The organism is Adlercreutzia mucosicola DSM 19490 (assembly GCF_000422625.1).
GTDB lineage: Bacteria > Actinomycetota > Coriobacteriia > Coriobacteriales > Eggerthellaceae > Adlercreutzia > Adlercreutzia mucosicola.
In genome coordinates this window covers 1-25,170 of sequence record NZ_AUGK01000011.1, presented here as the reverse complement: position 1 = coordinate 25,170, position 25,170 = coordinate 1, and the positions used below count along the sequence as shown (strand labels likewise).

Here is a 25,170-nt window from a genome sequence, read left to right as displayed (position 1 = left end):
ATGACGGAAGAGAATAAGATTGACGCCGCGCCGGTGCCCGGGTCTCCGGATTACCCGCTGCACTCGGAGCTGACCCTTGGCGCCTACCTGAAAGAGCAGGTGGCGAAAGACCCCGACCACGAGTTCGTGGTGTATCCCGACCGCGACCTGCGCTGGACCTACCGCGACTTCGACGAGCGCACCGACAACCTGGCCAAGGGTCTTTTGGCCATCGGCATGAAGCCGGGCGATCACTTGGGCGTGTGGGCGCGCAACATCCCCGACTGGCTCACCTTCATGTACGCTTCCGCCAAGATCGGCGTGGTCATGGTGACGGTGAACCCGGTGTACAAGTCCCACGAGCTGGACTACGTGCTGAAGCAGTCGGACATGAAGGCGCTGTGCGTCATCGACGCCTATCGCGACGTGGACTACCTGAAGATCATCCGCGATCTGGTGCCCGAATCGCTGGGTGTGCAGCGCGGATTCCTGCGCTCGGAGGAGTATCCCTTCCTGGAGAACCTCATCTACATGGGACCCGAGAAGCACCGCGGCTTCTACAGCGTGCCGGAGCTTCTGCTGCTCGGCCAGCACAAGCCCGACAGCTCCCTGGAGTGGGCCCAGGGCCAGTTCGACAACAACGACGTGGTCATGATGCAGTACACGAGCGGCACCACGGGCTTCCCCAAGGGCGTCATGCTCACCCACCGCAACATCCTAAACAACGGCTTCTACATCGGCGAGGGACAGAAGCTGGGTGCGTGCGACCGCGTGTGCCTGCCGGTGCCCTTCTTCCACTGCTTCGGCTGCGTGCTCGGGGTCATGGCCTCGCTCACCCACCGCTGCACCATGATCATCGTGGAGGACTTCAACGCCGAGCTGGTGCTGCAGGCCCTGCACAAGGAGCGCGCCACGGCGGTCTACGGCGTGCCCACCATGTTCATCGCCGAGCTGAACCACCCGGATTTCGACTCCTTCGACCTGTCCCATCTGCGCACGGGCATCATGGCCGGCAGCCCCTGTCCGCCCGAGACCATGCGCGAGGTGATGGAGCGCATGAACATGCGGGATGTGACCATCTGCTACGGCCTCACCGAGACGAGTCCCGTGTTCACCCAGACCTCGGTGGACGACGACATTCCCCACAAGTGCGAGACCGTGGGCCGGGCGCACCCGCCGGTGGAGGTACGCGTGCTCGACGTGAACGATGGGCACATCTGCGCCCCCGGCGAGCACGGCGAGCTGTGCTGCAAGGGCTACAACGTCATGAAGGGCTACTACAAGATGCCCGAGGAGACGGCCAAGGCCATCGATGCGAACGGCTTTCTGCACTCCGGCGACATGGGCACGGTGGATGCGGACGGGTATTTCCGCGTCACGGGCCGCATCAAGGACATGATCATCCGCGGCGGAGAGAACATCTACCCCCTTGAGGTGGAGAACTTCCTGCTCACCATGCCCGGCGTGCTGGATGCCCAGGTGGTGGGCATCCCCGATGCACGTCTCGGCGAGATCGTCGGCGCCTTCATTCGCGTGCGCCCCGGTTTCGAGGCCATGACCGAAGACGATGTGCGCGAGTACGCCATCCCGCGCATCGCCCGCTACAAGGTGCCCAAGCGCGTGTTCTTCGTGGACGATTTCCCCATGACCCCTTCCATGAAGGTGCAGAAGTTCAAGCTGCGCGAAATGGCAGAGGAGCTGGTGAAGTCCGGCCAGTAGGGTAGTGCCATCCAGAAAGCCGACGAGGGGCGCCCGCAGCAAAGCCGGTGCCCCTCGCTTGATGTTGGGGGGTGTCGGGGGATTGCCTCCGTAGGGGCAGCGCTTGCCCCGCCCAATCAACTAAGGCCGACAATCGGGCCGAAGTCCGCCCCTACGGAAATTGCTCGCACAGAGGAGACGGGGGCGCTGGCATTTTTTTGCGATTATCAGAACTCGCAGCAGCAAAAAGAGGCAAAACAAGCACTGAAATGACGGTTATCAGAACAAAATGCCCTCTCTGTTGTGCTCGCGGTTCTGAAAATCGCGAAAATTGTCACAGGCGGGTTCGGGGTCGGGGATGGTCTCGGCAGTTGCTCTCACCAGGTCTATCAGCTCCTGTTTGTTGCACCGCGTGAGCCGCCCGAGCGAGTTGTGCCGCTCTCTCGGAAATACCAGCACGGTTCCAAGGGTTGCAACAGAGCGACAAGCCATGCGGTCGCTCTTGTCGCACAGTACGGATGCGGGGAGCGCACGTCATTCGATGCGAAGTCTCAGCTGAGGGGCGCGTACCTTCGCGCGCCGGCTGTCCTAGAAGTCGGAGCGCTGCATATTCAGGTAGTTCAAAAGCTCGCTGCGCTTGTGGATCTGCATCTTGTCGTAGATGTGGCGGATGTGGGTGTTCACGGTGTAGGGGGAGATGACCAGCTTGTCGGCCATGGAGCTGGTGGTGTGGCCGCGGGCGATGAGCAGCAATATCTCGCTTTCGCGGGCCGACAGGGCGAACTCGGCGGCCACCTCGGCACAGATTTCCTCCACCTCGTTTTTCGTTGGAGGGGCGGCAGTGAGCGCCACGATGCTGAACTCCATGCGCACGAGAGGTATGAGCACGATGGCCAGCAAGCACATGAAGCCAAGACAGGTGGGGGGAGTGATGAGGTTGCTTGTGGCAAGCGGCATGCTCTCGTACCACAGTGCCAGCGAATTTCCCGCCGCCAAGCCGAGGCGTACAAAGCCTCCGGCCATGGCGAAGGTGAGAGCCGGGGTGGCGTAGCCTTTGGTGGTCAGAATGCCGAAGTACATGATGAGCAGCACCTCGAACAATGCTTGGATGCCGATGCCGATGACGAACGCGGCAAGCCACAACAGGGGTGTCGAGAGGAACAGCGCGAATCCCACCATGAGCGCAACCAGCAGGGCCGGATATATCTTGAAGATGTTCAGGTGGTTGCGCGACAAGGTGTAGATGCCAACGATGACCAGGATGAACAGGGCGCCGCCCAGGATGCCGAAGGAGAACGAGTCATCGGAGGTGGGCAGCTGCTCCCAGGGGATGATGCAGCTGAGAAAGTAGCAGGCGGCGCACGCGAACAGGGTGACGAAGCTGACGCCGAGCATGTTCTTGAAACCGCTCTTGGTGGCGCTGCGTGGCAGCAGCGCGGGGAACGTGTCGCGACCGTCGGTGCGGGTGACGCCGAGAGCGAGGCCGGAAACAAGGGGCAGCAGGGCGGCAAAGGGGGCAGTGAGCAGCGAGGGCAGCAGATAGGCGATAAGAACACAGAAGAACAGCGTGAGGCCGAACACTGTGCCGATGCGGTTGATGGTGAAACTCGCATCGATGCAGGCATACCGCTCGCCCCAGAGGATCCACAGCACGGCCTCGGCTGCGCTGATCACGAGGGCGATGGCGAAGTAGGCAGGCGCCGCCGCGAGCTGGAAGGGGAGAAAGCCAAGGGCCAGGGTTCCGGCAACGGCAACAGCGGTGGCGACGGGCAGTGCCATGCGGCAATCGCTGAGACGGCGCTTGCGTCCCAGCAGGGCCGCTATGAGAAACAAGAACAGCGAGGAACCCAAAAGGCTGACAATCCAACTGACGGTAACGCGATCGTCCAGCAGCTGCACGTCGAAGAAGAAATCGGGAATGAACCACAGGGTGTAATGCCATACGAGCAGAAGCGCGAAGCCGACATATTTCATAAGGGGGCGATCAAGGAAAACGGCGATCGCCTGGCGGTGCTTTTCCGCGTTTGAGTCGGTTTCGGGGCGCGTGGCATCCATGGGCGGGCCTTCCTGTCTCGTCTCGTCGAGGGTCGCGCGGCGCTGTCCCACTATAGCACAGCGTGTTTCCGCATCGGCTCCCTGGGTACTCTCTCAAACCTGCTGCGTCGGCTTTTGAGTATATGAATCACCATCGCGGAAGGGCATCACTACATTTTGAGTATTCCCTATCTCATCGGGGTTTTGCGATGGAAAAGCCGACTTTGCGATCTTTTCGCGCGCCTCGCAAAAAACTAGGTAACGACGCTTTCATGGTCTTCGAGCGATGGCGTGACGCGGTTGCGATTCCACAATGCTCAGCAGATCGGTCAGGTACGCGAAAAGGATTCGCGGGGTCCTGTGGGGCCGCTCGGCGGGGGTGCCGGGCCTGACGCAAGAGAAAGGAAGCACCACCATGTCGTTGCTTGCAAAGAGCAAGGGGGAAGTGACGTACAAGGATCTGACGTCGCTTCACAAGTGGGCACTCGTCGTGCTCATCTCCATGGGCTCGTCTATCATCTACGCGCCCATGTACCTGAAGAACGTGTTCTACGATCCGCTGATGCAGGCCCTGGGGTGCAGCAACGCCGATTTGGGCCTGATGGTGTCGGCCTACGGCATCGCAGCCATGATCTGCTACCTGCCCTCGGGTATCGTGGCCGATAAGTTCCGCATGCGCACCCTGGCCGTGGGCGGTTTCCTCGCCACGGCTGTGCTCGTGGGCGTGTACGCCCTGCTGCCCTCGGTGCAGATCTGCCTCGTGTTGTTCGTGCTCATGGGCGTTACCTCCATTCTCGTGTGGTGGGGCACCCGCTTCAAGGTGATTCGCCTGTGCTGCGAGGAGGACGAGTATGCCTCCAAGATCGGTATCAGCTATTCCATCTACGGCGTGACCGGCCTGGTGATTGGTCTCATCAACGCTGGCATCATCGCCGCCATCTCCAACGTGGTGGCCGGCGTTCAGGTGATGCTCGTCTTCCTGGCCGTGATGATCGCCGTGCTCGGCGTGGCCTCCATCTTTCTCATTCCCGATTTTGCGGGCGAGATCAACAAGGATGCCAAGCTGTTCAGCGTGAAGGAGGCTTTAGAGGCCATCAAGCACCCGGGCGTCATCTGGGCCTGCGTCGCCTACTTCTGCGTGTACGCTGTGTACCAGGGTGCCACCTACACCACGCCCTACCTCACCCAGTGCTTCGACGCCGACGGCAACCTGGTGAATGTGGTGGGTCTTATCCGCACCTACGGCATCGGCCTTATCGCCGGCCCGGTGGTGGGCTTTTTGGCCACGAAGCTGAAGAGCCCCTCCAAGGTCATCCTGGGCGCCTTCATCCTGTCCATGGCCGTGCTGGTGGGCTTCATCCTGTTCCCGCATGATCCGGGCAGCTCCCTGGTGGCCGCCGTGCTGGTCGTGGTGTTCGGCTTCACCACCTACGGCGCCTTCTCCATCGGCTCCTCGCCGCTCTCGGAGATCAAGATCCCCATGCGCATCTTCGGCACTGCCGCCGGTCTGCTCTCCGTCATCGGCTTTCTGCCCGACGTGTTCATCCACACCTGGTACGGCGGCCTGATCGACGCCCAGGGTATCGCGGCCTACAACAGCATCTTCGGTTTCGAGATCATGTTCGGCGTCATCGGCTGCCTCTGCCTGATCATGCTGCTGCGCTCCATCAAGAAGCACTTCGGTGCCGAGACGGTGGACGCCGCCGAGGAAGCCGAGGCCCAGCAGATCGCCGGCGGCGAGGCCACGGTATAGCACCCGTCCGCTCTAGGAAAGGAAGCGCGCCATGCCGAATAAGATCGATGTGCTGTCCCGCATCAGCCCCCAGATGAGCGCCGTGCTGGCCCAGGAGGACGCCCTGGCGGGGGATGCGAACGACACGAGCGCCGGCTTCGCTCAGATGCGCGAGAACTACGTGGCCGGGCGGGCCTGGTGGAACGAGGGGGCGCCGAAGCTGGCTCAGGTGGTCGACGATGCAGTGGAGGGACCCTCGGGCATCATTGCCGTGCGCCGCTACTATCCGCGTCCGCTGGCGGCGGGGGAGCTGTCGCCGGCCATTGTGTACGTGCACGGCGGAGGGTTTGTGCTGGGCAACCTGGACACCCATGACCGCATCTGCCGCATCCTGGCCGAGCGGACGGGCGTGCCCGTGGTGGCCGCGGACTACCGGCTCTCGCCCGAGGCGCGCTACCCCAGCGCCGTGCGCGAGACGGCTGCCGTGGCCTCCTTCCTGCACCGGGAGGGGGCAGGTTGGGGCATCGACGGCGGCCGTCTGGCCTTCGCCGGCGACTCGGGTGGCGCACACTTGGGGCTGGCTGCCACGCTGTATCTGCGCGAGGAGTGCGGCGGAGCCGGTTTCGTGCGGTGCCTGCTGTTGTTCTACGGCTGGTTCGGGCTGACCGATTCCGCCTCCATGCGGCTTCTGGGCGGCCCGTGGGACGGCCTGGCCGAGGAGGACTGGCAGTTCTATATGGGGCTGTATGCCGAGGATCCGGAAACGCTGGCGCGGGAGCCCTATGCGAACCTATTCATCAACGATTTGACCCGCGATATGCCCGCCTGCTACATCGCGGCCGCCGAGTTCGATCCGCTGCGCGACGACTCGGCCTGCCTGGCGGCCATCTGCGAGCAGTACGGCATTCCGTGCCGTTACGAGATGTTCGAAGGCGTCATCCACGCCTTCCTGCACTACACCAAGATGCTGGATGCGGCGAACGACGCCTTGGAACATGCGGCCACGTTCTACCGCGAGACGCTCGGGCTCTAGGCCCCGTCATGCCCACCATTTCGAAAGGAGAAACGAAAGCCATGGACTTCAAACTCACCGACGAGCAGGAGCTGATCGTCGACAGCTACCGCGAATACATGGAAAGCGAGAACTGGGAGACCTACTTTCACGAGTGCGACGAGAAGCACGAGTACCCCCTGCGCTGGGTGGCCGGCCTGTGCGAGCTCGGCTTCGACCAGATCATGCTGCCCGAGTCCCACGGCGGCTTAGGGCTTGAGCAGCCCTGCGTGACGCTGATGGCCGTCTACGAGGTGCTCGGCCGTTACGGCGCGCCCACCTACGTGCTCTACCAGCTGCCCGGCTTCGAGACCATCATCCGCGAGGGCACGCCCGAGCAGATCGACGCCGTCATGAGCACGCTGGGCTCCGGCGAGCAGATTTGGAACTCCGCCTGCACCGAGCCGGGCGCCGGCAGCGATGTGAGCGCGCTGGCCACCACCTACAAGCGCGAGAACGGAAAGATCTACCTGAACGGCACTAAGACCTTCATCACCTCGTCGGCGGGTGTGAAGTATCTGGTCATCATGGCCAAGAACGCCGATGACGAGTCGGTATTCACCGAGTTCTTCGTGGATATGTCCAAGCCCGGCGTGAAGCTGTCGCCCCTGCCGAAGCTGGGCCTGCGCATGGACAGTTGCTGCGAGGTGTACCTGGACAACGTGGAGCTGGAGGAATCGGATATCTTCGGCAAGGAGGGCAACGGCTTCATGCGCGGCGTGTCCGACTTCAACTTCGAGCGCTGGCTCGTGGGCGCCTGCGACTACGGCACGGCCATCTGCGCCTTCGAGGATGCCATGAAGCATGCCAACACCCGCACGGCCTTCGGCAAGCCCATCAGCCGCTTCCAGCTGAACCAGCTGAAGATCACCGAGATGTGCATCAAGCTGACCAACATGCGCAACATGCTGTACGAGGCTGCCTGGATGGCCGACAACAACGGCGGCGACTTCGATCCGGCCATGGCGGCCATGTGCAAGTACTACTGCGCCAACGCCTCGTTCGAGGTGACCGACGACGCCATGCAGGTGATGGGCGGCATCGCCGTGGCATCCGAGCACCGCATCAACCGCATCTGGCGCGACCTGCGCGTGGACCGCGTCTCTGGCGGCACCGACGAGATGATGATCCTGGCCACATCTAAGGGCGCTTCCATCAAGTACCGCCAGTAAGTAAAGCGCCTTGGGCTTCCTTGGGCGAACCTCTGACATGAGGACATTACCAGATTACTTTTTGCAAAGGAGAGAGAAATGGCTGCCATTCCCACCGAGAAACCGTCCTTCGGCGTTCTGGACGACGTGAGGATCGTCTTCGCCGCCATGGAGGAGGCCATCCCGCGTGCTTGCAACATCATGGCCGACTGGGGCGCCGATGTTATCTGGCTGGAGAACATCGGCTACGGCGACACCGTGCGCGATGCGAAGAACGCTGCCCAGGCCGAGCGCCGCAACTGCCGCTCGGTGCAGCTGAACCAGTTCACCCCCGGCGGCAAGCAGGTGCTGCTGGACATGCTGCGCGACACCGACATCTTCTTCGAATCGTCCAAGGGCGGCACGTGGGAGCGCAAGGGATTTACCGACGAGGACATGTGGGCCGTGAACCCGAAGCTCGTCATCGTGCACTGCTCCGGCTACGGCAAGTTCGGCGACCCGGATCGCGTGAAGCGCCCGGCCTACGACGGCACCGTGGGTCCGTATGCTGGCTTCACCTGTCAGAACGGCACGCCCGAGCAGCCCATGATCACCATGCCCTATTCCGGTGACTACATCAATTCCTACCTGCTGATCGCCGCATCGCTGGCGGCCCTGCGCAAGGCCGAGCGCACGGGTGAGGGCGAGTCCATCGACTGGGCCATGTACGAGGGCATTATGTACATGAGCCAGTACTACCTGGTGGACTACTTGAACGACGGCATTAAGTGGCCTCGCGCGGGCGCCCGCAACCAGAATCTCTGCGGCATCGGCGTCTACGAGTGCGCCGACGGCTTCATCGCGCTGAACCTGTTCGGCATCCGCCAAAACAAGTGGATGCTGGAGACGCTGGGCTTGGGCGAGGCCTGGGGTACGCCCGAGCTGCCCGACGACACCGCGTCGCTGTGGCTGTCGATGCCCATCGCCGAGGAGTTCGAACGTCGTTTGGAGGCGTGGCTGAAGGAGCGCACCAAGCTGGAGCTCGAGGACATCCTGGCCGAGCAGGCCATCGCCGCCCAGAGCGTCTACGAGTTCGAGGACATGGTGGCCGATGCGCACATGGCCGCCCGCGGCAACTTCGTGGAGTGGGAAACCGCCGACGGCGAGACCTTCAAGGGCCTGTCGCCCATGCCCCGCTTCGAGCAGACGCCCGGTCGCATTTGGCGTCCCATGCCTGCCAAGGGCGGCGACACGGCCGACGTGCTTTCCAAGCTCGGCTACACCGAGGAGCAAATGGCGGCTCTGGAGGAGGAAGGCGCCATTCGCCGCGGCGAGAACTAGGTGCGGGCCCCGGACCTCAAGGAAACGACAGCGAGGAACCCGCACCTGGGCGGGTTCCTCTCCAGGATAAGCGCGCATGCGAAGGAGGATCAGGCAATGGCTATCGGGGGTAACGAGAATCTCCGCGACTTGTGGAACGAACTTTCCGCCAGTCGCGGCGATCGTCTCTTCCTGGTGAGCCAGGACCGTTTCGGCGCCGAGCGCACGTTCACTTACGAGGCATTCGACCGTCTCGTCAACCAGACGGCGAACTACTTTCTGGCCTTGGGCATCCGCAAAGGCGAGAACGTGGCCATTCAGTTGTACAACTCGCCCGAGTATGTGAGCGTCACCTTCGCCCTGGCCAAGATAGGGGCGGTGGCGGTACCCATCAACATGCAGCACAAACTGGAAGAGACGGCTTTCGTGTTCGAAAAATGCGACATCCGCACCGTGGTGGCCGAACCCGATTGCCAGTGCTGCTACTGCGCCGACGCGCCGCGGCCCGAGGGCAGCTGCGCGGGCTCTTGCGAGGGCGTGCGGCCTTATGCCATGGAGCATGTGCTCATCGCCCATGGGTCGGGTGCGCCGCTGTTCGGCCAGGCCGTCGACTTCGACGCCGCTGTGGCGGCCTGTTCCGATCAGCTGGGCGAGACGCGTTCGCTCGATCCCCTCGACACGGCCATGATCATCTTCACCTCGGGTACCACCTCGTGCCCGAAGGGGGTGGAGCTGACCCATGCCAACCTGATCTTCGCCGGCCGCTACGGTGAGTGGCAGTGCGGTCTTGTGTCGACCGACCGCCTGCTCACCACGATGCCGGCCTTCCATTCCAACTTCCAGACCGCGGCGCTCATGCCCGTGCTTACCGCCGGCGCCACCCTCGTCATGCTTGAAAAGTACAGCGCGCGGCGGTACTGGTCCCAGGTACGCGCCTACCGCGCGACGGCCATTCAGCTGGTCGCCATGATGGCGCGCACCATGATGATGCAGCCGTCCGATCCGGCCGACCGCGACCACTGCGTGCGGTCGGTGCAGTACTACCTGCCCATGGCCGATAGCGAGAAGGAGGCCTTCGAGAGGCGGTTCGGCGTGCGCCTGCAGAATTGCTACGGCTCCACCGAAACGGTGTGCTGGGTGCTGACCGACCGCGTGAACGGCCCGCGGCGCTGGCCCAGCGTGGGTCGGCCCGGTCCCAGTTACGAGGTGACCATCCTGAACGAGGAGGGACAGCGCGCCGCGGCGGGCGAGGTGGGGGATATCGCCGTGCGCGGTATTCCCGGCGTATCCCTTATGAAGGGCTACTACCGCGACGAGGCCGCCACGGCCGCGGCTCTCGACGACGGGGGCTGGCACCTCCCCGGCGACAAGGGGTATTGCGACGGCGACGGCTGGTTCTACTTCGTGGACCGCAAGGGCAACATGATCAAACGCGCCGGCGAGAACATCTCGGCCTCCGAGGTGGAGGAGGTGCTGGCCGACCATCCGGCAGTGGCCGAAGCCGCCGTCGTCGGCGTGCCCGATCCGGTGCGCGATATGGCGGTGAAGGCCTTCGTGGTGCCGATCACAGGGTGCGAGGTACCCGTCGAGGAGATAACGGCCTACTGCTCTTGTCGCTTGGCCGATTTCAAAGTTCCCACCATCGTCGAGATAGTGGACAGCCTGCCCCATACCAGCGTGGGCAAGGTGGAGAAGAAACGGCTCGGCTGAGGGGCCGGGCATCTGTTCAAAGGAGAGACTCATGACCGTGAGCACTGAGATCGTCGGGCGCACCTTCGGCCCCTTCGTGCGCGATTACACGTTCCGCGATTTGGAGATCTGCGCGCTCGGCTGTGGGGCGGGATGGGATGGCAGGACGGATCTGGAGTATGTGAACGAGCACGATGCGGCCGCGCCCCAACTGAAGGTACTGCCCATCTTCGGCGTGCCGTTGACGGTGAACGAGGAGATGACCACGACGCTCGACTACGGCTTCAACTACGAGGGGTCGCTGCACTACGGCATCGACGCCTTCTTCCATGCGCCGTTCAAGATGAGCGACCATGTAGAGACCTATGTGACCCAAGAGGCTCTGTGGGATCGCGGCGAGGGGCGCGGATCCCTTTCCAAGCAGGTGGGGAAGTCCTACTCCGCGGACGGCACCCATCTGTGCACCGTTGAGACTTACGACTGCTGCATCTACGACGGCGGCTTCGGCGGCGAGCGGCCACCGGCCGATGCGGTGGACTACCCGGATCGCGCGCCCGACTTGGTGTACGAGGAGGTGTGCGGTTACCAGTGGCCCCTGATCTACCGGCTTATGGGAGATTGGCACCAGCAGCATATCGACTGGGGCTACACCGAGCAGACCGGGCTTGCGCGTCCCATCAACCACGGGGTGTGCACGGCCGGCATCGCCATGCGCCATGCCATCGTGCTGCTGTTCCCGGGGCAGCCCGAGCGCCTGCGACGCTTCAAATGCCGGTTCACGGCTCCGGTGCTGCCCGGAACGCGTTTGGCCACCCAGGTGTGGAAGGTGTCCGGTACCGAGGCGCGTTTCCGCATGGTGAACGCCGATGCGCCCGCAGACAAGCCGTTTCTGAACGCCTGTCTGCTGGAGTGGGACTAAGGGTGGAAAGGGGCTGTGATGAGCGAGGTTAAGGGCAAGACCCAGGTGACGAGTCCCCCTGCTGCGCGTTTCGCGACGCCGGCTGCCGCTGTGCGGTGCGTGCACGTGAATCCCGATGTGCGCTCTCAGCGCGCCTACCGGGAAGAGCAGCTGAGGCGGTCTGCCGGCTCGGTGGGCCGGGTGCTACGCGAGCTTCCGGCCAAGACGAGGCGCACGGCCAAGAAGGGCATCGACGACGTGCAGATGACGCCGTTTCTGCGCAAGGTGTCGTTGTTCTCTAGCGGCGGGTCGTTCCTCGACGGCTATGTGCTCTCGCTGATCGGGGTGGCGCTCACCCAGATCGTGCCCATGATGAGCCTGACGGCCGCCGAGAGCGCGGCTATCGGCGCATCGGTCATGCTCGGCATCTTCTTCGGCACCATTTTCGGGGGCTATCTCACCGATATCGTCGGGCGCAAGAAGATGTTCACTATCGACATTATTGCCATCGCAGTGTTCTCGCTGGCAAGCGTATTCGCTACCACGGCGTGGCAGCTGGTGGCGGCCCGCTTCCTCATCGGCGTGTTCGTGGGCGCCGACTATCCTATCGCCACCTCGCTCATCGCCGAGTTCACGCCCAAGAAGCATCGAGCTGTGTCCATGGGCCTGGTGTCGGCGGCGTGGTATCTCGGTGCCACCGTGGCCGCTGTGGTGGGCTATGCCCTCTACGGTGTCGAGGACGGTTGGAAATGGATGCTCGGCAGCGCTGTCGTGCCCTGCGCGATATTGCTCATCGGGCGCCACGATATTCCCGAGTCGCCCTTGTGGCTGGCGAGCAAGGGCCGCACCGACGAGGCGGCGGCCGTGGTAGCCCGCGTGTTCGGTCCCGATGTGGAGTTGGAACCCGAGGAGGTTCCCCGGAAAACCTCGCTGGCTACGCTGCTTAGGGGCGGATACCTGAAGCGCATGTTCTTCTTGGGCGTGTTCATTCTGTGCCAGGTGGTGCCTATGTACGCCATCTACACATTCGGTCCCGAGATCATGGCGGCTTTCGGCCTGGGAGAGGGTCATGAGGCCATTCTGGGCGAGAGCGCCGTGAGCCTGTTTTTCCTCGTGGGCAGCATTCCCGCTATGTTTTGGCTGAACTCCATGGGGCGCCGACCGTTGCTGCTGGTCAGCTTGGCGCTTATGGCCGTCGGCTTGCTGGTGCTGGGCCTGTGGCCGACGGCGCCCATCGCGGTGGTTATCGCCGCCTTCGGGCTGTACGCTTTCTTCAGCGGCGGCCCGGGCATCTTGCAGTGGCTGTATCCCAACGAGTTGTTTCCCACCGAGGTGCGCGCTACGGCTGTGGGCATCGCCATCGCCTTCTCGCGCATCGGCACCATCGCCGCCACCTACGCCACTCCGCTGCTGCTCGGCTCCTGCGGCGTGGGGCCGGTGATGTTGGCCGCGGCCGCGCTCGTGTTGTGCGGGTTGGCGACTTCCTTTGTTATGGCGCCGGAAACGCGTGGCAAGTCGCTGGCCGAGACGAGCGCGCTGCAGGAGATCGAAGGCGTGCCCGCGGTGCGCCCGCGCTGCTGACGACGGGAGAGCGCCCGTGGTTGAGCAGGTGTGCGACGATCCCGCGATCTACCGTATTCGCCTTCCCTTTGCCAACTTGGGTGCGGGGGAGGCGAATTGCCATGTGCTGCACGACGACGGCCAATGGTTGATCGTGGATGCCGGTGCGGCTGGTCTGGGCAATGCGCGCCGATTGCAAACGGCGCTGCGCGATCTGAGCGTCGATTTCAGCGCGTGCCAGGTACTGCTCACCCATGGGCATTTCGACCATGCGGGGGTGCTTTCCTCGATATCGCCGGCATCGGTGCCCCTTTGCCTGAGCCGCGTCGCCGTAGTTGCCCGCGAGCCTGCCCGGCTCGGGCACATCCAAGGGGAGTTTCGGCGGGAGATGCGGGCTCTGGGCGCTTCCTTCGAAGACGCGTGCACCTACGGCGCCTGCAATGCCGAGACCGTCGCGTTTCCTCTGGGGCGCTTCTCTTACCGTTTTGTCGCCGAGGGCGATGAGGTGTCGGTGGGACGCTGTCGGTTTCGCGTGCTGGAGACGCCCGGCCATACCCCCGATCACCTCTGCTGGTACGAACCCGATCGCGGCATTCTGTTCGCGGGCGACCACGTGTTGCCCGCTGCGACACCTGCGGTGGACGCCCATCCCGATGGCGTCGACGGCTTCGGTCTGTATCTGCGCCATCTGCGTCGCGTGCGCGACCTGCCTGTTCGCCTTGGGCTGTTCGGCCATGGCGATCCCGAACGCGACGGTGCGGCTCTGGCTCGTCGCGTCGATACCCTCATCGCCCGCAAACAGTCCCGCGCCAAGGCGGTGCGCGCGTTTCTGTGCGATCGGAGAGGAGCGAACGGCGAGGAGGTGGCCCGCTGTGCCCTCGCAGGCCTTTCGACAACGTCCTGGTACGCGACGAGGCCCATGGCGCGCTACTACTTCATGCTGGAGGCCCTGGTCGTGCTGCGGCATCTGCGCGTAACGGGAAAGATCGAACATCGCGCGGCGCCTCACTAAGGAGAAAGAGCCCGCCGGAGGGGCGGGCTCGTGGGGAAAGTTCGCTGGGATGCGAGGCAGCATTCCGGTTACGAGGAGAGAAGCGGGGTTAGCGGCCGATCCACTGGGGCGCACGCTTCTCGACGAAGGCCGCCGGCCCCTCGATGCCATCCTCGGTCTTCTCAAGGAAGCGGTAGGCGGCATCGGAGAAGCGCATGGCGTCCTCTTCGGACATCTGGTCGGCGGCATGCACGATGTACTTCGTCCACTTCAGGGCCAGCGGAGCGTTTTTCAGGCACTCTTCGGCCAGCTCGATGGCGCGGTCGAGCACCTCCTCGGCGGGTACCACGTAGTTGATGAGGCCGAGGGCACGGGCCTCGGGGGCCTTGATTTTCTTGCCGGTGAGCAGCAGCTCCATACAATCCTTGCGGTTGATGTCGCGGGCCAGGCGCACGATGCCGCCGGTGGAGGCGATGATGCCCAGGCCCACCTCGGTGCAGCCGAACTTGGCGTTCTCGGCGGCCACCACCATGTCGCAGGACAGGGCGATCTCCATGCCGCCGCCAGCGGCCGAGCCGTTGCAGGCGCAGATGACGGGCTTGGAGCACAGGCGCGCGGTCAGGCCGCCGAAGCCGTGCTCGGTGACCGTCTGGCATTCGCCGCCCTCGGACAGCTCCGAGAGGTCCTCGCCGGCGCAGAACACCTTGCCGGTGCCGGTGACCACGATGGCGCGCACGCTCTTGTCGGTTTCCGCGTGGTTCATGATGTTCTCCATGGCGGCCGATGTGACGCCATTCAGGGCATTGGCCACCTCGGGGCGGTTGATGCGGATGATCAGCAGGCCGTCCTCGCGCAGCTCGGAGACGACGGTGTCGGTGCCAAAGTAGTCTGCCATGGGTTCCTCCTCAAGTTGGAATGTAAGGTGTCGGATGCCTTGCGCATCCATGGACGATGGTAGGCCGCGCGGCCGAGGCGGCGCATCGCAAGGGGCTCGGTATATGGGGAATACCCCGAATATGGCCTATCGCTAACTTTTGAGTAACGATGCTTTCACGGGGTTTAAGCGATGCGGGGCGCCGTCGGAAACGCGAATAATGCGGCTCATCGAAGCGGGGCGCTCAACATAAAAGGAGCGCGTGCCGCGGAAGGCCCAAGCACGAGGATTGCTCATAAGAAGGGAGTGTGCTGAAGTGAACATTGTCGTTGCATTCAAGGTGGTTCCCGACGATCAGGATATTCAGATCGCGGGGGATCGGTCGCTGGACTTCTCGAAGGCCAAGGGCATTGTGTCCGCCTACGATCTGAACGCCATCGAGGCCGCGGCCCAGCTGGCCGCCGCCCATCCGGGCTCCACGGTGACCGCCGTGACCGCCGGCCCCGCCTCTATCGACGATTCCAAGCTGAAGAAGAACGTGCTCGCTCGCGGCGTCGACGATCTGATCATGGCGGCCGATGACGCGCTGGCCGGCATGGATGCCGCCGCTACCGCCGAGGTGCTGGCCGCAATGCTGGCTGACGGTGGCTACGACGTCGTCCTGTGCGGCGACGGCTCGGCTGACGATTACGCCCAGCAGGTGGACGTGCAGCTGGCCGCCCGCCTGGGGCTGCCCTCCGTGAGCGCCGTGACCAAGCTGGCCGTGGAAGGCGATGGGCTTGTCGTGGAGCGCACGCTGGAGGACGTGGTGGAAGAGGTGGCCGTGCCGCTGCCCGCCGTGGTGGCCGTGTCGCCCGATGTGGCTGTGCCGCGCATCCCCGGCATGAAGGACATCCTGGCCGCCGGCAAGAAGCCCATGGACGTGAAGGCCGCCCCGTGCGTTCCCGCTGCCACCATCGACGTGGTGTCCTGTGCCGCGCCCGAGGCCGCCGAGCGCGCCTGCCACGTGGCGGAGGCCTCGGCCGACGGCGCCATCGAGCAGTTCGCCGCCGCTCTGAAGGCCGCCCTGTAGCCCCGGCCTTTCCCGAATTTCACCGACTTCTTCGAGTAAAGGAGAACATTTCATGAAAGCACTGGTCATTGCCGAGACCGCCGACGCCGCCCGCGAGCTTTCCGCCGGCGCCCGCACCCTGGCCGACGAGGTCGTCCTCGTCACCTTCGGGCAGACTCCCGAGGGCGTATCCGACAAGACTATCGTGGTGAATGTGCCCGCCGGCGCCGTGGCTGACGACGCCTACGCCACCGTGCAGGCCATTTACGACGCCGAGGCCCCATCGGTGGTGCTCGCTGAGCCGCGCCGCCATGTGAAGAGCGTGGCTGGTCGCCTGGCCACCGCCGCGGGCGCCTCGGTCATCACCGACGTGGTGGAGATGGGCGATGCGGGCGCGAAGAGCCTGTACTTCGGCGGCGTGGGCGAGCGCGTGCGCAAGGCCGCCGGCGGCGTGGCCTTCTACACCGTGGCCCCCGGCACCTTCGAGGGCGCCGTGCCCTCCGGCGCCGGCGTGGTGGAAGAGGTCGCGTGGGTGGCTCCCGCCGTGCCGCTGACCCTGAAGTCTTCCCGCGAGCGCGAGAAGGGCGGCGCCGACCTGTTCAAGGCCAACGCCGTGGTAGCCGCCGGCCGCGGCTTCGCCGAGGAGAGCGAGCTGGATTTGGCCCGGGCCCTGTGCGAGAAGATCGACGGCGGCCTGGCCTGCTCTCGTCCGCTGACCGAGGGCGTGGACTGGATGCCGTCGGGCACCTACGTGGGCGTTTCCGGTCTCGCGCTCGCCCCCAAGGCCTACGTGGCCTGCGGCATCTCCGGCCAGATGCAGCACATGGTCGGCTGCAATCGTTCTGGCATGGTATTTGCTATCAACAAGGACAAGAACGCCCCCATCTTCAAGCAGTGCGACTTCGGGCTGGTGGGCGATCTGAAGGACGTGCTGCCTGCGGTGGCAGCGGCCCTGTAAGCCTGTTCGAGGGGGAGAGGCCGCGAGGGCGCGGCGCATGCCATGGTCGTCGCGCCCTCGCGGCCCTCGCCGCCGAACCGAAATGTGAAAGGAGAGAAGAGTGTCTGACGCAGATTTCGACATCATCGTCGTCGGGTCGGGTTGCGCCGGCGCCGTGGCGGCCTACGTGGCGGCCGAGGCCGGCAAGAGCGTGCTCGTGGTGGAGCGCGGCAACTACGCCGGGGCGAAGAACATGACCGGCGGACGCATCTACTCGCACGCGCTGAAGCAGGTCTTCCCGAACTTCGAGGAGGAAGCCCCGCTCGAGCGCAAGATCACCCACGAGCGCATCGCCATGCTGAGCCCCGACTCGGAGATGACCATCGACTTCACCTCCGCGGAGCTCGCCGAGGAGGGCAAGGACTCCTACAGCGTCCTGCGCGGCCCCTTCGACCAGTGGCTCGCCGAGAAGGCCGAGGCCGCCGGCGCCGAGTACATCTGCGGCATCGCCGTGGAGGAGCTGATCCGCGACGGGGCGGGCAAGGTGTGCGGCGTGCGCGCCGGCGAGGACGAAATCACCGCCGAGGTGGTCATTGTGGCCGAGGGCGCCAACGCCCTCCTGTCCGAGCGCTCGCTCGGCAACCCCCGCCCGAAGCCGCACGAGATGGCCGTGGGCGTGAAGGAGGTGTTCGGGCTTCCCGCTGACCGCATCGAGGACCGGTTCCTCGTGCCCGAGGGCGAGGGCGCAGCGATGCTGTTCGTGGGCGACTGCACCAAGGGCCAGGTCGGCGGCGGCTTTTTGTACACCAACAAGGACTCCATCTCGCTGGGCCTGGTGGCCACCGTCTCCACGGCGGCCGACGGCGCGAACCCCGTGCCGGTCTACCAGATGCTGGAGGACTTCAAGAACCACCCGGCCGTGGCCCCCATCATCCGCGGCGCCAAGATGGTCGAGCACTCCGGCCACATGGTGTCCGAGGGCGGCTACAACATGATCCCCACCTACACCTTCGACGGGGCGCTGGTGGCGGGCGACGCCGCCATGCTCTGCATGAACCTCGGCTACATGGTGCGCGGCATGGACTTCGCCGTGGCCTCGGGCCGCATGGCCGCCGAGGCGGCGGTGGAGGCGCTGGATTCCGGCGACACCAGCGCCGCGGGCCTCGCGGGCTATCAGCGCCGCATGGAGGACTCCTTCGTCATCCAGGACCTGCGCACGTTCAGCAAGTGGCCCCACGTCATGGAGGAGTGGGACACCATGTTCACCGACTACCCGGTCATGGTGAAAGAGGTGTTCAACGCCATGTTCAGCGTGGACGGGCAGCCCCAGCAGCCCCTGCGCAAGCGCATTATGCCCATCGTGAAGAAGCGCGGCCTCATCAAGACCGCCATGAAGATGAAGAAGGCGGTGAGCGCACTGTGAGCGAGATCGCGACCATTACCGTGAACGTCGACGAGTACCTGAGCGCGAACAAGTACGAGGTCGACGAGGAGAACGCCCATATCGAGCTGGTCGAGGACCCCGACATGGAGGAGTTCAGGAAGCTCGTGCGCGTATGCCCGGCGGCCCTGTACAAGATCGACGAGGAGGGCAACACCTCCTTCGACTACGCCGGCTGCCTGGAGTGCGGCACCTGCCGCATCGCCTGCGGCGACACCATCATCGCCAAGTGGGACATGCCCCAGCCCACCATGGGCGTGGAGTACCGCTTCGGGTAGGGGGCGCCGACGCCCCCACGGGAGAGCACTCGTTGACGACGGCTCTGTAGGGGGCGGCTTCAGCCGCCCCGGTGAGAAGACGCGCATACGGGGCACCTCGCAACATCCACGCTGCGCATACAAGAACGCCCCGCGGCGTGGCCGCGGGGCGTTCTTGCACTCGGGACTGTGCCGCGGGGCACAGAAAAGGACCCCGCACGGGCGGGGTCCTTCAGCTACAGGGAACGAGCAGCCTAGGCTACAGGTTGGTGCCGGCGATCCAGTCGGATTCGGGGTACTCCAGCACGCCGTTGTGCTTGTCGAGCTCGCGGGCGATGGTGATGCGCTGCACGGTGGGAGCGCCCTCCTCCAGCCACATGGCGCGGCAGTCGCGGTACAGGCGCTCGGTCGGGCCGTAGGGGCTATCCTCGAAGTAGCCGTCGCCGCCGAAGATCTCCAGCATCTCGTCGGACACCAGGCGGGTGCAGTCGATGGAGAACAGCTTGCACATGGCGGCCTTCTCGGCGATGTACTCGCCCATGGGGTCCTTCTCGTACTCCTCGGCGAAGTCGATGACCATGCAACGCAGGGCGTGGATCATGGTGGCCATGTTGGCGAGCTTCATCTTGATGGCCTGACGCTGCATGATCGGCTTGCCGAAGGTCACGCGGTCACGGGCGCGGGCGATGGAGATCTCCAGCATGCGCTGGCACATGCCAAGGTTGGAGTCAGCGATGTGCACGCGGGAGATGGCGAGAGAGTGCATGGCCACCTTCATGCCCTCGCCTTCGGCGCCGAGCAGGCACTTCGGGGGCAGCGTCACGTTGGTCATCTTGAAGCCGGCGTGACCCGCACCGCGGCAGCCCATCATGTGGGGCATGGGCACCAGCTCGAAGCCCTCGGCGTCCATGGGCACCCAGAAGGCGGACAAGCGCTCGTCGCCGCTCTTCTCGGGGTCGGTCACGGCGATGACGTAGGCGTACTGGGCCACGTCGGTGTGGGAGATCAGCCACTTCTCGCCGTTGAGCATCCAGTTGCCGTTCTCATCCTTCACGGCGGTGGTGTGCAGGTCGGCGCCGGTACCGCCGGTCTGCTCGGTCAGGGCGAACACGGTGAACACGGACTTGTCGGCGAACTGCGGCATGAACTCGGCCTTCAGCTCGTCGCAGCCGAAGTCGTCGAGGATGCGCCAGTTCAGGTCGGCAGCGTAGTGCAGGTGCATGCGCATGCCGCCCGGGCCGCGAGAGAACTCTTCCTGGACCTGCAGAATCTGCTTCTCGTTGAAGCCCCATCCGCCGTACTCCTCGGGCAGAGCGTAGCGGTACAGGTTGTTGGCGATGGCCATGTCAATAAACTCCTGCGGGAACTTATTGGTGACCTCCACCTCCTTCTGCATCTCCTCGAACGGGCCCTCGGCCAGCTCGCGGACCTGCTTCAGGAACTCGCGGAACTCTTCCTCTGAAAGCTTACCCATGAATCCTCCTAACTGATCGTGCGCATGCGCGTCTATTCCCTGATGACCAGTTTGACAGCGCCGCGAACGGGAAGTCCAATAGGAACCGTCCGCAAATTTTCAATGGCAAATAGACAGAAACTATAGCGGGAGGACGGGCGCTGAAACAGGCTTCATCGCCGCGCGACGCTACAGGTTTCGGCGCATCTGGGCTTCCTTGATCTCGTTTTCCAGCGAGCTGTGGATGATGTTGGCGAAAGGCCCGCAATCAGCGGCCAGCATCTCCACGCCGTTCTGGTCGCAGCGGCGGATATAGTAGTACAGGAACGCGCAGGTGTAGAACTCGGCGAGGAAGTCGATGTTCTCGCGGGGCAGGTAGCGGTTCGACAGGATGATATCGATGTCGCGCTTCATGGCGGCCAGGTACAGCGCGTACAGGTAGTTGCGCAGCGAGTAGGGGCCATTGTCCACCAGCGCCTGGCGGTAGAAGTTGCGCCGTCCCTGCAGCACCTCAGCGAAGCACTGGAAGAACTCGGCGTGGTCGAGCGAGCGCACGCCGGATTTCTGGGTGATGTAATAGGGGAAGCGCGACACGGGATCGTCGCTCGGCTCCTCGTAGAGCAGCACCGACTCAGAAAAGTGCTGCTTGAGCACCTGGCCCAGATCGTAGCGGAAGATCCAGATGATGAGCTTGTCCTTGTTCTCAAAGTGGTAGTAGAACGTCTTGCGGTTCTTGCCCGTCTTCGCCACGATGTCGCTGATGGACACTTTCCGCAGCGGCATCTCGTCGCATAGCTCGACGAAGGCGTCCGAGATCAAGAGCATGGTGTTGAGGGCATTCATGCGGGCCCCTCCTCGTGTAACCGGTAAGCCTGGCCGGGGCACGACCCCGGCGTTCAACGATGCATCTATTATAAGAGGGTTTTGGGGCCGAAAAGCGGTCATTTTTCCGATAGTGGGCAAATTATCTTGATAATAGACCACTAAATATGCGCGTTTTGAGGGTCAAAAGAAAGGAATTGTCAATGATTTACCTATGATCTGAAAAGAATTGCCGATACTTGAATACACAAATATAGATATCTGTCCATCGTAAATACGACTGAAGTCCGTAGAATAAAGAGCAAGAGGAGACTTGGGATGACAGGGTTGCTCGCAATACCGGTCAAGACGGGTCGCATTGGGTGGCGAATGTTCCATCGCGTGGGACAGGATCGCGAACATGAGGGTCCAGGCTACGCAGGACGGTAAAACTGCCCGATATCCTTTACGTTCTACGGGGAAGTAAGGAAGAAAGGAGTTACGCTGTGGCAAAGTACCAGAAATTGCTGGAGCCGCTCAAGATCGGCAATGTGGAGCTGAAGAACCGTTTCGTCATGCTCCCGATGACCATCGAGAAGGTGGATAACTACCACGTCACCGACGATTTGGTCGACTTCTACGAGCAGCGCGCCAAGGGTGGCGTGGGCCTGATCGAGATCGGTTCCTGCTATGTGTGCGACTGCTTCGGCACCGAGCCCAAGTACCATACGACCACCGGCGCCTGCGGCTGCTGGGACGACGAGTTCATCCCGGGCTTCAAGCGCATCGCCGATGTGTGCCACCCCCATGGCGCCAAGGTTGCCGCTCAGCTGCAGCTGTGCTACGAGTGGCGCGCCTCCGGCGATGACCCGCTGCTGTCCTACGCGCCGTCGGCCGACGTGCCCTCCGGCCCGTTCGTGGGCATGCCCGAGCGCGAGTACACCAAAGAGGAGATCGCCCAGGTCGTGAAGCAGTACGGCGAGGCTGCCCGTCGCTGCAAGGACGCCGGCATCGACATCGTCGAGATCCACGCCGGCATCGGCTACATGGTGATGCGCTTCCTGTCGAAGTACTCCAACCACCGCACCGACGAGTACGGCGGAAGCCCGGAGAACCGCGCCCGCCTGCTGACCGAGATCATCGACGAGATCCACAAGACCTGCGGCGACGACATGCCGATCCTGGTGCGCATCTCCGCCGACGACCTCATGCCCGACGGCAACCGCATCGAGGACACCCTCGAGCTCATCCCGATCATCGAGGCCCACGGCGTTGACGCCTGGTCCATCCAGGCCGGCTTCCACGAGGCTCCGCGCCCCGTGGCCAACCAGATCGTCCCCGAGGGCGAGTTCATCGACCTGGCCAAGCAGTGCAAGACCGTGACGAGCAAGCCCGTGTTCCCCGGCACCCGCATCAACACCCTGGACATGTGCGACAAGGTGGTCAACGAGGGCTACGGCGACGCGGTGGGCATGGCCCGTCAGTTCATCGCCGACCCGGCCACGGCCGCCAAGGTGGCCGCGGGTCATCCCGAGCAGGTGCGTCCCTGCATCGTGTGCTCGCGCTGCCTGGACAACATCTTCATCGGCAAGCCGTGCCAGTGCTCCGTGAACGCGAACGTGTGGCAGGGCGTGGAAGTGGGTCTGCCCGAGGATCATCCGGCCACCGAGCTGCAGCACGTGGTCGTCGTGGGCGCCGGCCCCGGCGGCATGGAAGCGGCTCGCGTCGCGGCCATCCGCGGCCACAAGGTGACCGTGGTGGACCACTCCGATCGCGTGGGCGGCCTGCTGAACATGGCCCAGGTGCTGAATGCCAACATCGAGCCTCTGGTGAGCTACTGGCAGGAGGAGTCCGGCCTGCACGACAACATCAAGGTGGTGCTCAAGCAGGACGTCGACGTCGACTACCTGAAGTCCCTCAATGCCGACCAGGTGATCCTCTCGCCCGGCGGCGGCATCATCCCCATCGACGTGCCCGGCATCGACGGCAAGAACGTCGTGAAGTCCGAGGACATCAAGGCCATGTGCAACGGCGTGGTGCCCGAGGGCAAGGGCATGCTGTGGAAGGCCGCGGTGGCCGCCATCAAGGCCCAGGGCGGCACGGTCGGGTTCATGCGCATGGGCCTGAACATGGCGTCCGGTCCCACCGCTATCGTGGGCAAGCGCGTCGTGGTCGTGGGCGGCGGCTTCGCCGGTCTGGAAGTGGCCGAGGCCATGTGCGACAACCGCGAGATCACCGTTATCGACCCCGCCAAGAAGCTGGGCAACGGCATCGGCATCATCGACAAGAACCCCACCATTAACCTGCTCAAGAAGAAGGGCGTGAAGCTCATGCCGCTCACCGAGCTCATCGAGGTGACCAAGAAGGGCGCCAAGGTGAAGAACGTGGAGACCGGCGAGGAGCAGCTGCTCGAGTGCGATACCGTGCTCACCTCGGTGGGTGTCGAGGCCAACACGAAGCTCTACGACGAGGTCGTGAAGGTGTGGCCGCATGCCAAGCTCATCGGCGATGCCACCACCCCCGACGGCAAGGTGTACCGCACCCTCGAGGCCGTCAAGGGCGGCTACGAGGCCTCGATGGCCATCTAAATCGGGCCTTAACCCCGATAACCCGGGCGCCGCACCTCGCCGGCGCGGCGCCCCGCTTTCCAATTTCGGTTCAAACGCAGCAGCGTTTTGAATAAAGTCAAAGCCTTTAAGGAGGAAGAAATGGATTTCAGCTATTCCCAGCAGCAGCTCGAGATCAAGCGCGGCATCCGCGAGTGGGGCAAGAAGCACCTGACCGAGGAAGTCATCGCCGCCGGCTACAAGAACCGCGGCATCGCCCCCGAGGTGGCCAAGGCTTGGGTTGACGACGGTTGGGGAATGTACGGCCTGCCCGAGGAGTACGGTGGAAAGCCCGTTGACCACCAGACCATGGCCATGATCATCGAGGAGCTGAACCACTGCGGCGGCAACATCCCCATGGCTCCCAACCTGCTCATCATGTTCGACATGGTCGAGTTCGGCACCCCCGAGCAGATCCAGTACGCCATCGACTACTACAAGGAGAACGGCTACCCGCCGTACTGCCTGGCCATCTCCGAGCCCGAGGCCGGCTCCGCCAACCAGTGGATGACCACCACCGCCACCAAGGACGCCGACGGTAAGATCCACATCAACGGCACCAAGACCTGGGTGACCTCCGGCGAGAACTCCGACGGCTTCATCGTGGTGTGCAAGGACGAGGACCCCTCCGCTGAGAACAAGGAGATGTCCATGTACCTGGTGCCCGCCAACGCCAAGGGCGTCACCATCGAGCCGCTGAACAAGATCGGCATGCAGATCATGCCCTTCTCGAAGATCATCTTCGACGACGTGGTGGTGGAGGAGAGCGCGCTGCTCGGCATCAAGGGCAAGGGCTTCCTGCAGCTGATGAAGAACTTCGAGTGGGAGCGCTGCGTGCTTCTGGCCGAGCTCCTCGGCGAGGCCCAGGCCGCCATGGACGACGCCTGCGCGTGGGTTAACGAGCGTCAGCAGTTCGGCAAGGGCATCAAGACCTTCCAGCTCGTGCAGGAGCACATCGTTGAGATGCAGATCGCTCTGACCAACACCCGTAACTTCCTGTACCGCACCTGCTGGAAGATGGACAACGGCATTCCGGTGAACAACGACGCCGCCATGCTGAAGCGCTACGGCGCCCCGGCGCTCACCGACGTGTGCTCTCGCGCCCTGCAGCTCATGGGCGGCCTCGGCTTCACCGACGAGACCCGCGTGTCCCGCCTCATGCTCGACTGCCGTGGCTTCCAGATCGGCGGCGGTACCGTGGAGATCATGGTGCACATCTCCGGCCGTGGCATCCTCAAGGAGTACGCCAAGGCTGCCGAGGATCCGGATTACCTCTGGACCATCTAAATCGTACCCGCGATTTCAACTCGGAAGCAAAGGGGCCTGCTGCGTGAACTAGACCCCAAAAGTGGGACGGTTAAATAAAGCTCTCAAGCGGCCCTCATCGAATGGCTCCGGTACTGCACCGGGGCCATTCCTTTCAATCGGGCTTGGTAGCGTCGCGTGTTCCAATAGACGATGTAGTCGTTTAGCTGGTCTTTGAAGGAGTCGAAGGAATCGAACTCCCGGCCGCGGTAGAACTCGTCTTTCAAGTGCCCGAAGAACCCTTCCATGCAGGCGTTGTCCAGGCAGGTCGCCTTTCTCGACATGCTCTGCGTGATGCCCATCTCCTCAAGACGCCTCTGATAGGCAAGCTGCTGGTACTGCCAGCCTTGGTCGGAGTGGAGA

The 25,170-nt window shown here is 63.7% G+C and carries 20 protein-coding genes; 15 read left to right on the top strand and 5 right to left on the bottom strand.

The window, feature by feature from the left end:
• Complete coding sequence (locus G503_RS0107340; RefSeq protein WP_028027071.1) at positions 1–1,698, top strand: AMP-binding protein; 1,698 nt, start codon at positions 1–3, stop codon at positions 1,696–1,698.
• Positions 1,699–2,265: 567 nt separating this feature from the next.
• Here the strand turns inward: G503_RS0107340 and G503_RS14290 are convergent.
• Positions 2,266–3,732, bottom strand: a complete 1,467-nt coding sequence (locus G503_RS14290; protein ID WP_051191035.1) for a response regulator transcription factor — start codon at positions 3,730–3,732, stop codon at positions 2,266–2,268.
• Positions 3,733–4,126: 394 nt separating this feature from the next.
• On the opposite strand from G503_RS14290, the gene G503_RS0107330 reads away from it, so the two are divergent.
• From G503_RS0107330 to G503_RS0107295, 8 genes are all read left to right on the top strand, one after another.
• A complete protein-coding gene (locus G503_RS0107330; RefSeq protein WP_028027070.1) occupies positions 4,127–5,464 on the top strand; it encodes an MFS transporter in 1,338 nt (445 codons plus the stop codon).
• Between the two features lie 31 nt (positions 5,465–5,495).
• Positions 5,496–6,476, top strand: a complete 981-nt coding sequence (gene aes, locus G503_RS0107325) for an acetyl esterase (protein WP_028027069.1) — start codon at positions 5,496–5,498, stop codon at positions 6,474–6,476.
• Between the two features lie 41 nt (positions 6,477–6,517).
• On the top strand, positions 6,518–7,666 hold the full coding sequence (gene caiA, locus G503_RS0107320; RefSeq protein WP_028027068.1) for a crotonobetainyl-CoA dehydrogenase: 1,149 nt from the start codon (positions 6,518–6,520) through the stop codon (positions 7,664–7,666).
• Between the two features lie 78 nt (positions 7,667–7,744).
• Positions 7,745–8,965 (top strand): L-carnitine CoA-transferase, encoded by a 1,221-nt coding sequence (gene caiB, locus G503_RS0107315; protein WP_035022338.1) that lies wholly within the window; start codon positions 7,745–7,747, stop codon positions 8,963–8,965.
• A gap of 96 nt (positions 8,966–9,061) precedes the next feature.
• On the top strand, positions 9,062–10,654 hold the full coding sequence (gene caiC, locus G503_RS0107310) for a crotonobetaine/carnitine-CoA ligase (protein WP_028027066.1): 1,593 nt from the start codon (positions 9,062–9,064) through the stop codon (positions 10,652–10,654).
• 31 nt (positions 10,655–10,685) lie between these two features.
• Complete coding sequence (locus G503_RS0107305; RefSeq protein ID WP_028027065.1) at positions 10,686–11,552, top strand: MaoC/PaaZ C-terminal domain-containing protein; 867 nt, start codon at positions 10,686–10,688, stop codon at positions 11,550–11,552.
• A gap of 18 nt (positions 11,553–11,570) precedes the next feature.
• Entirely contained in the window at positions 11,571–13,112 is a 1,542-nt protein-coding gene (locus G503_RS0107300; protein WP_028027064.1) for an MFS transporter, read from the top strand.
• A gap of 16 nt (positions 13,113–13,128) precedes the next feature.
• Positions 13,129–14,103, top strand: coding sequence for an MBL fold metallo-hydrolase (locus G503_RS0107295; protein ID WP_028027063.1), 975 nt, complete (start codon positions 13,129–13,131; stop codon positions 14,101–14,103).
• An 88-nt stretch (positions 14,104–14,191) separates the two neighbouring features.
• On the opposite strand, the gene G503_RS0107290 is transcribed toward G503_RS0107295, so the two are convergent.
• Positions 14,192–14,977: an enoyl-CoA hydratase/isomerase family protein gene (locus G503_RS0107290; RefSeq protein WP_028027062.1), complete on the bottom strand. Its 786-nt coding sequence runs from the start codon at positions 14,975–14,977 to the stop codon at positions 14,192–14,194.
• 295 nt (positions 14,978–15,272) lie between these two features.
• On the opposite strand from G503_RS0107290, the gene G503_RS0107285 reads away from it, so the two are divergent.
• From G503_RS0107285 to G503_RS0107270, 4 genes are all read left to right on the top strand, one after another.
• A complete protein-coding gene (locus G503_RS0107285; protein WP_028027061.1) occupies positions 15,273–16,028 on the top strand; it encodes an adenine nucleotide alpha hydrolase family protein in 756 nt (251 codons plus the stop codon).
• 52 nt (positions 16,029–16,080) lie between these two features.
• Positions 16,081–16,965, top strand: coding sequence for an electron transfer flavoprotein subunit alpha/FixB family protein (locus tag G503_RS0107280; RefSeq protein WP_028027060.1), 885 nt, complete (start codon positions 16,081–16,083; stop codon positions 16,963–16,965).
• A gap of 100 nt (positions 16,966–17,065) precedes the next feature.
• Positions 17,066–18,367 (top strand): FAD-dependent oxidoreductase, encoded by a 1,302-nt coding sequence (locus G503_RS0107275; protein WP_028027059.1) that lies wholly within the window; start codon positions 17,066–17,068, stop codon positions 18,365–18,367.
• The gene (locus G503_RS0107270; protein ID WP_028027058.1) at positions 18,364–18,663 is read left to right on the top strand and encodes a 4Fe-4S dicluster domain-containing protein; all 300 of its coding nucleotides are present in this window, start codon (positions 18,364–18,366) and stop codon (positions 18,661–18,663) included. Before G503_RS0107275 ends, G503_RS0107270 begins: the two co-directional genes overlap by 4 nt.
• A gap of 238 nt (positions 18,664–18,901) precedes the next feature.
• Here the strand turns inward: G503_RS0107270 and G503_RS0107265 are convergent, their stop codons facing one another.
• Together G503_RS0107265 and G503_RS0107260 are read right to left on the bottom strand one after the other, a co-directional pair.
• On the bottom strand, positions 18,902–20,116 hold the full coding sequence (locus tag G503_RS0107265) for an acyl-CoA dehydrogenase family protein (protein ID WP_028027057.1): 1,215 nt from the start codon (positions 20,114–20,116) through the stop codon (positions 18,902–18,904).
• Positions 20,117–20,284: 168 nt separating this feature from the next.
• On the bottom strand, positions 20,285–20,938 hold the full coding sequence (locus G503_RS0107260; protein WP_028027056.1) for a TetR/AcrR family transcriptional regulator: 654 nt from the start codon (positions 20,936–20,938) through the stop codon (positions 20,285–20,287).
• A 464-nt stretch (positions 20,939–21,402) separates the two neighbouring features.
• On the opposite strand from G503_RS0107260, the gene G503_RS0107255 reads away from it, so the two are divergent.
• Entirely contained in the window at positions 21,403–23,484 is a 2,082-nt protein-coding gene (locus tag G503_RS0107255; protein ID WP_028027055.1) for an oxidoreductase, read from the top strand.
• Between the two features lie 120 nt (positions 23,485–23,604).
• Positions 23,605–24,789 carry an acyl-CoA dehydrogenase family protein gene (locus tag G503_RS0107250; RefSeq protein WP_028027054.1) on the top strand — a complete coding sequence of 395 codons (1,185 nt, stop codon included), beginning with the start codon at positions 23,605–23,607 and terminating at the stop codon, positions 24,787–24,789.
• A gap of 83 nt (positions 24,790–24,872) precedes the next feature.
• On the opposite strand, the gene G503_RS0107245 is transcribed toward G503_RS0107250, so the two are convergent.
• On the bottom strand, positions 24,873–25,170 hold a 298-nt coding region (locus G503_RS0107245), incomplete at its 5' end, for an IS3 family transposase (protein WP_028025967.1).